Raw genomic sequence first — 14,442 nt, 5'->3', positions numbered from 1 at the left:
CCTCGGACGAATACTACTGGGGGTAGAGCACTGTTTGGACTAGGGGGTCATCCCGACTTACCAACTCCATGCAAACTCCGAATACCAGTAAGTAATATCCGGGAGACACACGGCGGGTGCTAACGTCCGTCGTGAAGAGGGAAACAACCCAGACCGCCGGCTAAGGTCCCAAAGTTCTGGTTAAGTGGGAAACGATGTGGGAAGGCTCAGACAGCTAGGATGTTGGCTTAGAAGCAGCCATCATTTAAAGAAAGCGTAATAGCTCACTAGTCGAGTCGGCCTGCGCGGAAGATGTAACGGGGCTCAAACCAGGCACCGAAGCCGCGGATTCACACTTATGTGTGAGTGGTAGGGGAGCGTTCTGTAAGTCTGCGAAGGTGTATCGAGAGGTATGCTGGAGATATCAGAAGTGCGAATGCTGACGTAAGTAACGATAAAGGGGGTGAAAAGCCTCCTCGCCGGAAGACCAAGGGTTCCTGTCCAACGTTAATCGGGGCAGGGTGAGTCGACCCCTAAGGTGAGGCCGAAAGGCGTAATCGATGGGAAGCAGGTTAATATTCCTGCACGACTTGTAATTGCGATGGGGGGACGGAGAAGGCTAGGTGGGCCAGGCGACGGTTGTCCTGGTGAAAGTGCGTAGGTGGTGTTTCTAGGCAAATCCGGAGACACAACACTGAGACACGAGACGAAGCCACTACGGTGGTGAAGCCATTGATGCCCTGCTTCCAGGAAAAGCCTCTAAGCTTCAGATTACAAGTCATCGTACCCCAAACCGACACAGGTGGTCGGGTAGAGAATACCAAGGCGCTTGAGAGAACTCGGGTGAAGGAACTAGGCAAAATAGAACCGTAACTTCGGGAGAAGGTTCGCTCTTGACAGTGAAGTCCCTCGCGGATGGAGCAGTTGGGAGTCGCAGTGACCAGATGGCTGGGACTGTTTATCAAAAACACAGCACTCTGCAAACACGAAAGTGGACGTATAGGGTGTGACACCTGCCCGGTGCCGGAAGGTTAATTGATGGGGTTAGCGCAAGCGAAGCTCTTGATCGAAGCCCCGGTAAACGGCGGCCGTAACTATAACGGTCCTAAGGTAGCGAAATTCCTTGTCGGGTAAGTTCCGACCTGCACGAATGGTGTAACCATGGCCATGCTGTCTCCACCCGAGACTCAGTGAAATCGAATTCGCCGTGAAGATGCGGTGTACCCGCGGCTAGACGGAAAGACCCCGTGAACCTTTACTACAGCTTGGCACTGAACATTGAACCTACATGTGTAGGATAGGTGGGAGGCTTTGAAGGCGTGACGCCAGTTGCGCTGGAGCCGTCCTTGAAATACCACCCTTGTATGTTTGATGTTCTAACGCAGGTCCCTGAATCGGGATCGCGGACAGTGCCTGGTGGGTAGTTTGACTGGGGCGGTCTCCTCCCAAAGAGTAACGGAGGAGCACGAAGGTTGGCTAATCCTGGTCGGACATCAGGAGGTTAGTGCAATGGCATAAGCCAGCTTAACTGCGAGACGGACAGGTCGAGCAGGTACGAAAGTAGGTCATAGTGATCCGGTGGTTCTGAATGGAAGGGCCATCGCTCAACGGATAAAAGGTACTCCGGGGATAACAGGCTGATACCGCCCAAGAGTTCATATCGACGGCGGTGTTTGGCACCTCGATGTCGGCTCATCACATCCTGGGGCTGAAGTCGGTCCCAAGGGTATGGCTGTTCGCCATTTAAAGTGGTACGCGAGCTGGGTTCAGAACGTCGTGAGACAGTTCGGTCCCTATCTGCCGTGGGCGTTGGATGATTGAAGGGAGTTGCTCCTAGTACGAGAGGACCGGAGTGAACGAACCTCTGGTGTTCGGGTTGTCACGCCAGTGGCACTGCCCGGTAGCTAAGTTCGGAATCGATAACCGCTGAAAGCATCTAAGCGGGAAGCGAGCCCTGAGATGAGTCATCCCTGACCCCTTGAGGGTCCTAAAGGGCCGTTGGAGACCACAACGTTGATAGGTGGGGTGTGTAAGCGCGGCGACGTGTTGAGCTAACCCATACTAATTACCCGTGAGGCTTAACCATACAACACCCAAGAAGTGTTCTGGGCCTTGTAGCAAATCGAAGAACTACTTACAAATTCAGTGATAGCGACGAAGCCCAAGGCATCAGTCGTTACTCACGTCAGCTTTCTAGATTAAGATTTTGCCTGGCGGCCATAGCGCCGTGGAACCACCTGATCCCATGCCGAACTCAGAAGTGAAACGCGGTAGCGCCGATGGTAGTGTGGCATTCGCCATGCGAGAGTAGGACACTGCCAGGCACCCAATTAAACAGCGACGTGCACATCACGACGCTGGCCGAGAGGATGACACCTCATTGAGACGGCAGACAATTTAGCAAAAAGCTAACCAGACAGCGGAGCGGTAGTTCAGTCGGTTAGAATACCGGCCTGTCACGCCGGGGGTCGCGGGTTCGAGTCCCGTCCGCTCCGCCAGTAAATTGAAAGGCCTTCCCAGATGGGAAGGCCTTTTTGCTTTTTGGCATTTGCGAACGGGAATAAGGAAACAAGGAACAACAAACTGGGTTGCGACTTGCCACTGGCGTCTCTATCCCAGTCTGTCACCCCTTGTGCTCCCTAGCATCTAGCAATTTAAAGTGCTTGGATCTCAATGGCTGACGCAGGTGCTCTATGGTGTAAATGTGGATAGCCTTACTCACCATCACCATCACCATCACCATCACCATCACCATCACCTTCGCTTGAGCCAAGTCCATCAGACTTTGTATGGATGGCTTTGTTATGTCCTCTAAGGGGGGCTGCGCTTGTAAACGTTCGTTCGGGGGGGGGCTTGTGATGCGGATAAGTCGTGGATGCTGATCTAAGGCGGGGTGTGCATGCATGGCCATCGAACAATGGACCAAGGGCTGTAAAGAGGTAAAAGAAAAGGGGACGGCAGCTGCCGTCCCCTCAAGTCATCTAGTCCAGTCCATGAACTGCAACGCTCCCTGCAATCCCTGACTTTATCCTGATCCTTCGGAATATCCCCTTCCCAATCCGTTGAGGTGTCCTGTGGCCATCCTAGCCTGGCAATCGATCCTGATTGCTGCACTCTCTCCATCCTGGAGGTGTCCGTTACCACATCCCGTGGTGTTCCTTGCATCGTCCTGACAGATAACCATCCGGCCTATCTCGCTTCATCCTGAAGCTGTCCTACTCGCATCCGGCGAGGTCCTGTTCTTCCTGAAGAGCCGCAATCCGTACCGCTCTGCCTCATCCCGAGGTGTCCACAACCACATCCTGTGGCGTCCTGTTCAATCCGTTTGATAACCTTCCTGGCTACCTGCCTCATCCTGAGGTGTCCCTGACCACGTCCTGTGGATTATTCCCTGCTTATGCGCTGTTCCTGCATCCTGCCGGACCAGCTCCGTCCTTGTGAGACCCATATTAAGGGAACCGCATCGCGGAACAAGGGAGGTTGGGCGGTTATCGGCATGACCCGGCTTGGTTAAACCCAGCCATTAACAAGATAAACCCATACTAATCATCAGCTTAGTTTGTTTCATCGGAAAGCACATGGATTCAAAGATGGCTTCGCGTACGGCTCGACACAGTGGCCTCTTACAGCGGCTATGGCGGATCTCTCACACGCAAAAACAGGGGGAAAACGATGGTACAACGCGGCTCAATTAAGCGGGCAAGAGTTAAAAATTAGTTGAATAAATATGCTCAAAAAGAATACAAAAAAGCCGAGGTTGGGCTCGGCTTTTTTGGGATTAGCTGACTCGGCTGCCAGGCGTGGGATATGCCTTGCGCAACGACTCTGGCGCCAACACTTCCAGGTTGCCGCTCATGTTGTTCAACCAGGTGCGAAATTCAGGGGTGTCCTGTACCTCGGTCTCCACGACTACGCTGCGCTTATCGTAGCGGGTCATGCGCGGGTTGTGGCCCGGGATCTGTCCATCGACCAGAGTCGGGCAGTTGGCATCTATGCGACCGACGAAGCGGATCGGGCCGCTGACGTCCTGGTAGCCCTGATCGCGGATCAGCTTCTGGATATTGAAATCCTTCGGCTGGGTCGCGCTGAAGTTGGTCAGCTCCACGCCCTTGATGTGATCGAACGGTATGCCGTACACCTTGGGATCCAGCTCTGACAGGGTACAGAGCAGGGTCGGACCATCGGCCTGATTCAGGATACCGAGGGGATTGATGCGGTCATAGCAGAGCCATACGGTACGTTCCTTGATGACACGCTGAATCTCGGCACTGAACTTGCGACCGCGCCAGAGGGCATCGCGGATCAGGGTGCTGCGACGGATCTCAGGGTTGCCGGCAAACGGACGCGGTGACTGATGCACGCTTTCGAGCCAGCGTTCGGCCAGTTCACTCTGGCTGTCGCGGATCACCTGGCTGGCTTTGTCGACCAGCGGGTTCAATTCGGTCAGCACACTTGCCGGTAGCAGTTGGCTTGCCTGATCACTCCAGGTTTTCAGGGCCACTGCCAGCGATAGCGGCATTATGTTGGCGAAGTCGTTTAGGCCATGGCGCTCAAAGCACCAGCCGTGGGGTTTGCTGCGTTCATCCGAAGTGAGGTCGAACAACCCCATGCCGGACATCTCCTCCAGGTCCCGTTGCACGGTACGCAGACTGACGTGTATGCCTTCCTCTTCCAGTTTTACCTGGAGTTGGCTGGCGGTCAGCTTGTAAGGGCGGTGCGGGATGCAACGCGCCAAGGTCAGTTGTCGTAACAGCTTCTTACTCATGGTGCATGCCTTCACTGGTTTAGCGTTGAGTGTATCCTAGCCATGACATGCGACAGTCTATGTCGCAAGTTTTGCTGCGACAACTGTCGCCATTTTCATACAAACTGGTTTAACTGCATGATATTAAAGCTAATACATGTTTTAGTGGGCAGCAATCGAGGCTTTTAATTGATGAAAAAATCGCAAATGAACGTGCTGTCTTGCGGTTTTTGGGGAGAGGAAAAAATAAAAATAGCAGGAAGAGGCAGAAGATGATGTGGAGGGGCGCGGCCCCTCCACCAGATGGCGACCTGTTATCAGGCCAGCCAGGACCAGGCTGACTTGGTGATGGCGGCTCCCACCATATAGCCGAATACCGCCAGGGCAGCGAAGCCGGCCACCAGTTTCTGGTTGCGAGCAGGGCGCTTGAGCGCCATGACGCCGAGGCCTATGTAGACCACCAGTGCGATCAGCTTGGCCATCAGCCAGGGTTGTTGGCCCGGGCTCATCTGCAACGTGACCGCCAACAGCACCCCGAGCAGCAGCAAAAAGGTGTCGTTGACGTGGGGCGCTATCTTCAGCCAGCGCTGTTGCAGACGCGGGCTGCCATTGAGAGAGAGCATCCAGCGATAGACGAACAGCAGCAGGCTGACGATGGCCAGGGTCATGTGCAGATGTTTGAGCATGGGGTAATAGGCAATCATATTGCTTCCTTGTCGTTGTCGGGCAGACCGCTGTTCCAGTTGTGAGCGTGAATGCGCTCCTGTCCTTCCTGATCGTCTTGCAACAGATCGGAGAGGATATCCCGGTATTGCAGGCTCTTGTTGATATAGGTGTGTTCGTCGTCCAGGTAGTTGACCTGCTCCCGCAGCAACCAGTTGTCGTGCTGCTTGAAGGTCTGTCCCGCCCGCCAGGCCTGGTTGGCCCGAAATCCCAGCTGGGTCAGGGCTTCCACCCCCAGATCCACGGCAGAACCCAGGGTTTCCCGATACACGCTGCCCACGCCCTGGCGCAGGATCTCGTGAGCGTGAGGTCTGTCCTGGGCTCGCGCCAGTATCTTAAGGTGCGGGAAGTGTTTCTTCACCATTTCAATCACTTCGAGCGAGGTGGCCGGATCGTTGATGGAGAGCACCAGCAGCTTGGCCTTGTGGGCGCCGGCGGCATGCAACAGGTCGAGCCTACTGGCATCGCCGTAGAACACCTGGTAGCCGTACTTGCGCAGCATTTCGATCTGGCTGGCATCCTGCTCGAGTATGGTGGTGCCTATGCCGTGGCCGTGCAGCAGACGTCCCACTATCTGGCCGAAGCGGCCGAAGCCGGCGATGATCACCGGGTGTTCCACCAGCTCCGGCTGTTCGTGCTGCGGTGCATCGCTGTGGGTGCGGTAATCGAACCAGGGCTGGATCACCCGATCGTTGAGGATCAGCAAGAGCGGCGTCAGCGCCATGGAGAGGGCCACCACCAGAGTGAGCAGCGAGATGGTGTCGCCGGGCAGCACCTTGTTCTGGGTGGCGAACGAGAACAGCACGAAGGCAAACTCCCCCCCTTGCGCCAGCGCCAGCCCGAAGGTCCAGCGTTGGCTCGGCGAGATGCGAATCACAAAGCCGAGCGCCATCAGCACCAGCCACTTGAGCGCCATCAGGCCGACCACCAGGGTCGGGATGAGCAAGGGGTGTTCGGCAAACAGGCTGAAGTTGATGCCGGCACCCACCGACATGAAGAAGAGGCCGAGCAGCAAGCCCTTGAACGGCTCTATGTCCGCCTCCAGCTCGTGGCGATACTCGCTGTCGGCCAGCACCACGCCGGCGAGGAAGGAGCCAAGGGCGGGGGAGAGCCCCACCGACTCCATCAGCACTGCGATGGCGATCACCAGCAGCAGGGCGGCAGCGACGAAGATCTCCCGCATGTGGGATTGGGCTATGGCCCGAAACACGGGGCGCATCAGGTAGTGGCCACCCAGCACTATGCCGGAGATGGCCGCCACCACCAGCAGTCCGTGCTGCCAGCCGGCCAGCTCGGAGCCGCCATTGCTGGCCACCGGTGCTATGGCGAGCAGTGGCAGGATCGCCAGTATGGGAATGACGGCGATATCCTGGAACAGCAGCACCGCAAAGGCGGGGCGGCCGCTCTCGCTCTGCATCAGCTTGCGCTCCTGCAGGCTCTGCAGAACGATTGCCGTGGACGATAGCGCCAGAATGAGACCTATGGCCAGCCCCTGTTGCCAGGGCAGGCCGATGAGATGAGCGACCCCGGTCAGGGCCCCCGTGGTGAGCAGCACTTGCAGGCCGCCGGTGCCGAGTATGGGCCCCTTCAGTTGCCACAGCAGGGCAGGGCGCAGCTCCAGCCCGACCAGAAACAGCATCAGCACCACCCCGAACTCGGCGAAGTGCATCACATCCTTCTGCTCTCCCACCAGCCCCAGCAGGAAGGGACCTATGATGATGCCCGCCAGCAGGTAGCCGAGCACGGAACCCAGCCCCCAGCGCTTGGCCAGCGGCACGGCGATCACCGCCGCCGAGAGGTAGATAAGCGCATCAAACAGTAATCCGTGACCCATCAGCTGGCCCTCCGCTCGCATGTCTGGCCCGACTCACAGGGTCGGCCAAATGACTGACAGTGTTTCATGAGAGCACCTCCAGCAGATCCCGCAGATAGGGGCTGCCGCCGAGCTGGGCCGGGGTCAGCTGCTCGTCGCGCAGGGCACACAACAGCTGGCGATAATCCTGGCCACAGCGGCGCAGCGCCTCCGGATCCTTGATCTTGTGAAAGGAGTGCAGCACGAACGGCGGCAGCCAGCTCATGCCGCACAGCTGCGCCGTTTGCTGGAACGGCAGCAGGAAGTCGAGCAGCGGGCGGCGGTTGTAGCCTTCGCTGCAATAGGAGTCGGGGGCGCCCCCCGTGGTGATGGCACTCAGCCACTGCTTGCCGTTGAGGGCGTGGGCTTCCGGACCGTAGGCGTAGCCATACTCCAGCACCAGATCCATCCACTCCTTCATGATGGCGGGGCAGGAGTACCAGTAGAAGGGGTGCTGAAAGACGATGATGTCGTGTTCCGACAGCAGGGCCTGCTCCCGCTTCACGTTGATGAACATGTCAGGGTAGTGCTGGTAGAGGTCGTGCACCGTGACCCCCTCCAGATCGGAGACGGCCTGCAGCAGCTGCTTGTTGGCCCGGGAGCTCTGCAGGGCCGGGTGTGAAAAGAGAACCAGAATGCGTTTCATGAAGTCATAACCTGAAGATGGGCCTGATACCGGTGAAAAGAAGATGCATTGAGCTGCGACGTTATCAAGAAGCGCAATAGCCCGCCAGTTCCGGGATCAGATCGCGCAGCGCCGGATTCAGGGTCTGATGGGCGGGATAGCAGAGTCCGATGCGCCGAAACATCCGCGGCCCGCTTACCGCGATCGTGCACAGGCCGGGTTCGTCGCCCACCAGGCCGTCGGGCAGGAAGCTGATGCCGACGCCCGCCAGCACCAGCGCCATCACCAGCCCCTTGCTTTCGGCCTTGGCCACCAGGTTGAGGGTGAGCCGGTCGCAGGCCAGTAGCCCTATGGTCTGCTGATGGGCCTCACAGGGCGGGCACTCAATAAAATCATAATGCTGCAGCTCAGTCAGCGCGATACGGGCGCGGCTGGCGAGGGGGTGGTCGGTGCGCACGCACAGCACATAGTCCTCTTCCCATAGGGGCAGGAAGATCTCGTCCTCCCGGCGCAGCGCATCCAGGGTCAGCCGACAGTCGGCGGGACTGCCGTAGTCGGAGAGGGTGAGATCCAGCTCGGGCAGCACGCCCTGCACCCGCTGCAGCAAGCCGGCCAGCCGGTGGCGGCTCAGATCCGGCATGATGGCCATGTTGAGTCGTGCGCGCGTCGCCTTCTGGCGAAACAGCTCCGGCAGGCGGCGTGCCTCTTCCACCAGCTTGACCGCATGGGGATAGAGGTAATGGGCCGGATCCTTTGCCTCAACCCCCTTCTTGCCACGGGTGAACAGGCTGTCGCCGAGCGCCTCTTCCAGCTGGCGCAGGCCGGCCGAGAGGGAGGGTTGGCTGACGTGGCAGCGCAGTGCCGCCGCCGTGATGTTTTTCTCTTCATAGATGGCGATGAAGAAGCGCAGCAATCTCAGATCCAGCATGAGCCCAACCATAGTTTTTTCAGATGATAACCAGCGGAAAACAATATTTATCACTGATGGATGCAGCGACTATAGTGACTGAGTTCCGTGCTGGCCAGCCGCTTGTGTGATCCCGTTTCTCATCGAATCAAAAGGAAATACCATGTCCAAGTCCCTCGTCGTGATCACCGGTGCTTCAGCCGGGATCGGTGCCGCCATCGCCCGCGCCTTCTCGGCCGCTGGTCATCCACTCTTGCTGCTGGCTCGCCGGGTCGAGCCCATGCAGGCGCTGGGTCTGCCCAACGCCTTGTGTGTCAGCGTCGATGTCACCGACACGGCCGCCATGCAGGCCGCTGTCCAGCAGGCAGAGAACCGGTTCGGCCCTGTGGGTTGCCTGGTCAACAATGCCGGCGTCATGTTGCTGGGGCAGGCCGACGTGCAGGATCCTGCCGAGTGGCAGCAGATGCTCAACATCAATGTGATGGGGGTGCTGAACGGCGTTCATGCCGTGCTGGCCGGGATGAAGGCTCGCCGCAGCGGCACCATAGTCAACATCAGCTCCATCGCCGGTCGCAAGACCTTCCCGAACCATGCGGCCTATTGCGCCACCAAGTTCGCGGTGCACGCCCTGACCGAAAATATCCGTGAAGAGGTGGCCGACGTCGGCGTGCGCATGGTGACCATAGCCCCGGGTGCGGTCGAGACCGACCTGCTCAGTCACACCACGGACGAGAACATCAAGGCCGGCTATCACGACTGGAAGGATCAGATGGGTGGCGTGATCGCGCCCGAGGTGATCGCCGAGGCCGTGCTCTATGCCTGGCATCAGCCCGCCAACGTCTGCGTACGCGAAATCGTGCTGGCGGCCACCCGTCAGCAACCCTGATCCGGACTGGCCATGAGGGGAGGGCTTGACCCTCCCCCTGGGCCAAGGGTTACCATAGGGCTCCTCCGATCAATGAGTCATGTCATGGTTCTGACCCGTCGCCAACTCGCTCGCGCCCGCCGCTGGCTCCCCCTGTGGAGTCTGCTGATGGTGCTGATGTCGTTTGGCAGCCGGGCGGCGACCGATCTCTGTACTCTGACGCCCCATTGCAGCCAGAGCGAGCGCACCCTGGAGAAGGCCATGCCATGCGGCAGCTTCACCTCGGCACTGGCCATGACGGTGCTCACCAGCGACAGCCTGACGGTGGCCGTGCTGGAACCCGATAGCCCGCAGTTTGTTTCTCCCTCCCTGTTCACGCCGGACGCGCCGTTCGAACGGCTCGAGCGTCCTCCCCGTCATCCAGATTGAGTCGAGTTCCCCTGTTTTTTTGGGTATTTCTTCTTATCTGAGGTGAATTATGTACAAGTCCCTGTTACTGGCCCTGCTGGCCGGTACCGTCAGCTTCTCCGCCCTCGCGGCCGAGCAGATGACCGTCTACAAGTCCCAGTATTGCGGCTGTTGCAAGACCTGGATCAAGCACATGGAAGAGAACGGCTTTGAGGTCAAGGTCGTCGAAACCGAGCAGCTCGATCCCATCAAGCAGCAGTACGGCATCACACCTCAGTTGGCCTCCTGCCACACGGGCGTGGTGAATGGCTATGTGGTGGAGGGGCATGTACCCGCCGCCGACGTGCAGAAGCTGCTCAAGGAAAAACCGGCGATCCGCGGTCTGACCATTCCGGGCATGCCCCAGAGTGCGCCAGGCATGGATATTCCGGGTCAGCCCTACCAGGTGCTGAGCATCAGCAACGAGGGCGCGACCAGAGTCTGGTCGAGCTACCCCGGCTGACGCAAACTGGCCATGAGCAGGCACGACTCCATCATGTGAGGCACACCTGAGCGAACCTGTGTCGCTCATGGTCAGGTTTGAGGGCCGCTATCGCGAGATAGCGGCCCTTTTACCTGTTCTTGCAGGTTTTGCAGGGTGATAACTTGCAACTGGGGGCGACAAGGGGCAGATTGATCCCCTATCCAAGGAGCCAAGGCTCAGGTCTGCTAACCCTTTTAAAGCGCAAAGGATGCGACATGTTCACCTTTCCCCGAGGGCTTCTGCTGCTGGCTTGCCTGGTTGCCGTTCCCTGTTCATATGCCAATGATGAGTCCGCCATGCCCACAAGCGACACCCTTATCCAGCCTCCCGTGGCCACCAAACACCCTCACACCATCAAGAAACACGGCGACGTCCGGGTCGACAACTACTACTGGCTGCGCGATGACGAGCGCCAGAAACCCGAGGTACTGGCCTACCTGGAGGCGGAGAACGCCTATACCGAGGCCATGCTCAAGCCGACCCGGCCGCTGCGTGACCAGCTCTACCAGGAGATGGTGGCCCGCATTCCCCAGCAGGATGAGTCCGTCCCCTATGTGAAGAACGGCTACCGTTACCAGACCCGCTATGAGCCGGGCAAGGAGTACGGCATCTACTCCCGCAGCAAGGTGGACGGGCCGCAGGAGCCCGAGCCGATGCTGGACAGCAACCAGCGCGCAGAGGGGCACGAGTTCTATTCCCTTGGCGCCCTGGAGGTGAGCCGCAACAATCGCTGGCTGGCGGTGGCAGAAGATTTCCTCTCGCGCCGTCAGTACCAGATCCAGTTCCTCGATCTGGAGAGCGGCAAGTGGGCCGCAGACAAGCTCGAGAACACCTCGGGCAACCTGGTGTGGGCCAACGACAGCAAGACGGTGTTCTACGTGCGCAAGCACCCCAAGACACTGTTGCCCTATCAGGTCTATCGCCACGAGCTTGGCTCGGATCCGGCAAAAGATACCCTGGTGTATGAGGAGAAGGACGACACCTTCTACGTCAGCCTCTATGCCACCACCTCGGAAGATTTCATCGTCATTGCCCTCTCAAGCACCACCACGGGCGAGGCGCGCCTCATCGACGCCAACGTGCCGACTCAGGCACCGCGGCTGTTCCTGCCCCGTCAGGTGGATCACGAATACAGCCTGGATCACTACCGTGGTCGCTTCTATGTGCGCTCCAACAAGGACGGCAAGAACTTCGGCCTGTACGAGACCAAGGAGAGCCCGGTCGAGCGCTGGAAGGCGGTGATCGCCCCCAATCCGGACGTGTTGCTGGAGAGCTATGCCCTGTTCAAGGAGTGGCTGGTGCTGGAGGAGCGCAACCAGGGGCTGACCCGGCTGCGCCAGATCAACTGGCAGAGCGGTGACGAGAAGGAGATCGCCTTCGACGATCCCGCCTATGTCACCTGGCTCGCCTACAATCCGGAGCCGGAGACCAGCCAGCTGCGCTACGGCTACTCCTCCATGACCACCCCCTCGTCCACCTATGAGCTGGATATGGCGAGCGGCAAGCGCACCCTGCTCAAGCAGCAGGCGGTGGCGGGCTTCAAGCCGGAGCTGTACGCCAGCGAGCGGCTCTGGGTGACCGCCCGTGATGGTGTGGCCGTGCCTGTGTCCCTGGTCTATCGCAAGGATCTGTTCAAGAAAGAGAGTGCCGGGTCGCCAAAAAATCCGCTGCTGGTCTACGGCTATGGCTCCTACGGCGCCAGCATGGATCCCGATTTCAGCACGGCTCGCCTGAGCCTGCTGGACCGGGGCTTCGTCTATGCCATCGCCCATATCCGGGGTGGCGAGGAGCTGGGCCGCCACTGGTATGAAGATGGCAAGCTGCTGAAAAAGCAGAATACCTTCAACGACTTCATCGACGTGACCGAGGCGCTGGTGGCGCAGGGGTATGGCGCCAGGGATCAGGTCTACGCCATGGGAGGCAGCGCCGGCGGCCTGCTGATGGGGGCCGTCATCAATCAGGCGCCCCAGCTCTATCGTGGCGTGGTGGCCCAGGTGCCCTTCGTCGACGTGGTCACCACCATGCTGGACGAGTCCATCCCCCTCACCACCGGGGAGTACGACGAGTGGGGCAACCCGAACCAGAAGCGCTACTACGACTACATGAAGGCCTACAGCCCCTACGACCAGGTCAAGGCGCAGGCCTACCCGAACATGCTGGTGACCACAGGGCTGCATGACTCCCAGGTACAGTATTGGGAGCCCGCCAAGTGGGTGGCCAAGCTGCGCGAGCTGAAGACGGATGATAACAAGTTGTTGCTGAATACCGACATGGATGCCGGCCACGGCGGCAAGTCGGGTCGCTTCAAGGCTTACGAGGATATCGCGCTGGAGTTTGCGTTTATCCTGGATCTGGCCAAGCCGAAAGCATAAGTCACCAAGGTTGCAGCCCTTGCCAGTCAAGGGCTGCAAAAGAATCTCGTCTATATCCCCCGCCTGCCAACCGGTAGCACACTCCAATTAATCCCTGATCAGTAAATTGATGATCGGCTTCAAATTTCTCGTCATCCATATCCATCATTTTGTGTTTTTGTTTGATTTATGTTGGCGCCATGTGCTTAATCGAAGCCGTTATGACGCTTTGATTGGTCCCTTCCGGGCCAATTATCTTCGGTTGGCATGAAGCCGACTGTCTCACCACAGGATGCTGGTGGCTTTTTGGGGAACGCTCGCCGTTCACCCGATTCCTCATATCGAGGTCATGGATGACCACCGACGCAGAACGGTGGTTTGTCCGGCATTCGCCCGTGGAACGGGCGAGCTGAATCAATCAAAAAGGATGAACAACATGAAAGGATTATCCCTGGCGTGTGCCTTGTCGGCTGCCCTGGTCGGTGTCTCGTTTGGTGGTCCGCTGCAGGCGCAGGAGCGCTTCGTGACCATAGGCACAGGCGGTCAGACCGGCGTCTACTACGTGGCGGGCCAGTCCATCTGCCGCTTCCTCAATCGCGGCGCCGCCGATCACCAGATCAAGTGCAACGCCCCGGCCAGCGGTGGCGGTGTGGCCAACGTCAACGGCATCCGCAGCGGTGAATTCAACTTCGGCATCATGCAGTCCGACCATCAGTACAAGGCGATGAAGGGGCTGCCGCCGTTCCAGACCGAGGGGGCCATGGCTGACATGCGCGCCGTCTTCTCCCTGCAGAGCGAGGTGTTCACCATACTGGCGCGCCGCGATGCCAAGATCGCCAGCTTCGACGACATGAAGGGCAAGCGCGTCAACATCGGCAACCCGGGCTCGGGCCAGCGCGACACCATGGAAGAGATAATGGCGGTCAAGGGTTGGAAGAAGGGTGACTTCGGTCTGGTCTCCGAGCTCAAACCGGCCGAGCAGGCCTCCGCCCTTGGCGACAACAACATAGACGCCATGAGCTACTTCGTTGGCCACCCGAATGGCGCCATCCAGGAGGCCTCCACCACCACAGACGCCGTGCTGGTACCTGTGACCGGTGCCGACATCGACAAGCTGCTGGCAGAGAAGAGCTACTACACCAAGGCCGAGATCCCGGGCGGCATCTACAAGGGCAGCGATCAGCCGACCCCGTCCATCGGTGGCAAGGCGGTGCTCTCCACCAGTGCCAAGGCCGATCCGGAAGTGGTCTATCAGCTGGTCAAATCCGTTTTCGACAACCTGGATCGCTTCAAGCGCCTGCACCCGGCTTTCGCCGAGCTGAAAGAGGCCGACATGATCAAGGTGGGGCTCTCGGCGCCGCTGCATGAAGGGGCCGCCCGCTATTACAAAGAGCGCGGCTGGCTCTGACTGACGGCCCAAGGGCCCAGGTCACTCTCTTCGACACCCGTCAGCCGCTGCCCGGTT

At 59.0% G+C, this 14,442-nt stretch carries 10 protein-coding genes, 1 tRNA gene and 2 rRNA genes (1 of these 13 running past the window's edge); 8 read left to right on the top strand and 5 right to left on the bottom strand.

What is annotated here, in order from left to right; all coding sequences use genetic code 11:
* The 3 genes from CK910_RS03365 to CK910_RS03355 form a co-directional block, all read left to right on the top strand.
* Window positions 1–2,065 (top strand): 23S ribosomal RNA (locus tag CK910_RS03365); it begins 825 nt to the left of the window's first position.
* 123 nt (window positions 2,066–2,188) lie between these two features.
* A 5S ribosomal RNA gene (gene rrf / locus CK910_RS03360) occupies window positions 2,189–2,303 on the top strand.
* 97 nt (window positions 2,304–2,400) lie between these two features.
* Window positions 2,401–2,477 (top strand) — tRNA-Asp (locus CK910_RS03355).
* Window positions 2,478–3,757: 1,280 nt separating this feature from the next.
* Here CK910_RS03355 and CK910_RS03350 read toward each other — a convergent pair.
* The 5 genes from CK910_RS03350 to CK910_RS03330 all read right to left on the bottom strand — a co-directional run bounded on the left by CK910_RS03350 (window position 3,758) and on the right by CK910_RS03330 (window position 8,851).
* Window positions 3,758–4,744, bottom strand: a complete 987-nt coding sequence (locus tag CK910_RS03350) for a helix-turn-helix transcriptional regulator (protein ID WP_042868514.1) — start codon at window positions 4,742–4,744, stop codon at window positions 3,758–3,760.
* 296 nt (window positions 4,745–5,040) lie between these two features.
* A complete protein-coding gene (locus CK910_RS03345) occupies window positions 5,041–5,427 on the bottom strand; it encodes a SirB2 family protein (protein ID WP_098981012.1) in 387 nt (128 codons plus the stop codon).
* Window positions 5,424–7,280 (bottom strand): monovalent cation:proton antiporter-2 (CPA2) family protein, encoded by a 1,857-nt coding sequence (locus tag CK910_RS03340; RefSeq protein ID WP_098984975.1) that lies wholly within the window; start codon window positions 7,278–7,280, stop codon window positions 5,424–5,426. The genes CK910_RS03345 and CK910_RS03340 overlap by 4 nt, the downstream gene beginning before the upstream one ends.
* A 64-nt stretch (window positions 7,281–7,344) precedes the next feature.
* Entirely contained in the window at window positions 7,345–7,944 is a 600-nt protein-coding gene (kefF, locus tag CK910_RS03335) for a glutathione-regulated potassium-efflux system oxidoreductase KefF (RefSeq protein WP_098981011.1), read from the bottom strand.
* A 64-nt stretch (window positions 7,945–8,008) separates the two neighbouring features.
* Window positions 8,009–8,851 carry a LysR family transcriptional regulator gene (locus CK910_RS03330; protein WP_172955229.1) on the bottom strand — a complete coding sequence of 281 codons (843 nt, stop codon included), beginning with the start codon at window positions 8,849–8,851 and terminating at the stop codon, window positions 8,009–8,011.
* A gap of 142 nt (window positions 8,852–8,993) precedes the next feature.
* Between CK910_RS03330 and CK910_RS03325 the strand changes: the two genes are divergently transcribed.
* From CK910_RS03325 to CK910_RS03305, 5 genes are all read left to right on the top strand, one after another.
* Complete coding sequence (locus CK910_RS03325; protein ID WP_098981009.1) at window positions 8,994–9,716, top strand: SDR family oxidoreductase; 723 nt, start codon at window positions 8,994–8,996, stop codon at window positions 9,714–9,716.
* Window positions 9,717–9,800: 84 nt separating this feature from the next.
* Complete coding sequence (locus tag CK910_RS03320) at window positions 9,801–10,124, top strand: hypothetical protein (RefSeq protein ID WP_042868525.1); 324 nt, start codon at window positions 9,801–9,803, stop codon at window positions 10,122–10,124.
* A 49-nt stretch (window positions 10,125–10,173) separates the two neighbouring features.
* Window positions 10,174–10,605: a DUF411 domain-containing protein gene (locus CK910_RS03315; RefSeq protein ID WP_098981008.1), complete on the top strand. Its 432-nt coding sequence runs from the start codon at window positions 10,174–10,176 to the stop codon at window positions 10,603–10,605.
* Window positions 10,606–10,841: 236 nt separating this feature from the next.
* Complete coding sequence (locus CK910_RS03310) at window positions 10,842–12,998, top strand: S9 family peptidase (RefSeq protein ID WP_172955228.1); 2,157 nt, start codon at window positions 10,842–10,844, stop codon at window positions 12,996–12,998.
* A 415-nt stretch (window positions 12,999–13,413) separates the two neighbouring features.
* The gene (locus CK910_RS03305; RefSeq protein ID WP_172955227.1) at window positions 13,414–14,385 is read left to right on the top strand and encodes a TAXI family TRAP transporter solute-binding subunit; all 972 of its coding nucleotides are present in this window, start codon (window positions 13,414–13,416) and stop codon (window positions 14,383–14,385) included.
* The last annotated feature ends 57 nt before the right edge of the window (window positions 14,386–14,442 follow it).

The organism is Aeromonas sp. CA23 (assembly GCF_002587065.1).
Taxonomy (GTDB): domain Bacteria; phylum Pseudomonadota; class Gammaproteobacteria; order Enterobacterales; family Aeromonadaceae; genus Aeromonas; species Aeromonas bestiarum.
This window is presented reverse-complemented; position numbering and strand designations above follow the sequence as displayed.

Bases quoted from the DNA above. Each gene is read 5' to 3' on its own strand.
- CK910_RS03310 (WP_172955228.1), top strand. From the start codon at position 10,842: ATGTTCACCTTTCCCCGAGGGCTTCTGCTGCTGGCTTGCCTGGTTGCC.
- CK910_RS03315 (WP_098981008.1), top strand. From the start codon at position 10,174: ATGTACAAGTCCCTGTTACTGGCCCTGCTGGCCGGTACCGTCAGCTTC.
- CK910_RS03305 (WP_172955227.1), top strand. From the start codon at position 13,414: ATGAAAGGATTATCCCTGGCGTGTGCCTTGTCGGCTGCCCTGGTCGGT.
- CK910_RS03345 (WP_098981012.1), bottom strand. From the start codon at position 5,427: ATGATTGCCTATTACCCCATGCTCAAACATCTGCACATGACCCTGGCC.
- CK910_RS03325 (WP_098981009.1), top strand. From the start codon at position 8,994: ATGTCCAAGTCCCTCGTCGTGATCACCGGTGCTTCAGCCGGGATCGGT.
- CK910_RS03350 (WP_042868514.1), bottom strand. From the start codon at position 4,744: ATGAGTAAGAAGCTGTTACGACAACTGACCTTGGCGCGTTGCATCCCG.
- CK910_RS03340 (WP_098984975.1), bottom strand. From the start codon at position 7,280: ATGGGTCACGGATTACTGTTTGATGCGCTTATCTACCTCTCGGCGGCG.
- CK910_RS03320 (WP_042868525.1), top strand. From the start codon at position 9,801: ATGGTTCTGACCCGTCGCCAACTCGCTCGCGCCCGCCGCTGGCTCCCC.
- CK910_RS03330 (WP_172955229.1), bottom strand. From the start codon at position 8,851: ATGCTGGATCTGAGATTGCTGCGCTTCTTCATCGCCATCTATGAAGAG.
- kefF (WP_098981011.1), bottom strand. From the start codon at position 7,944: ATGAAACGCATTCTGGTTCTCTTTTCACACCCGGCCCTGCAGAGCTCC.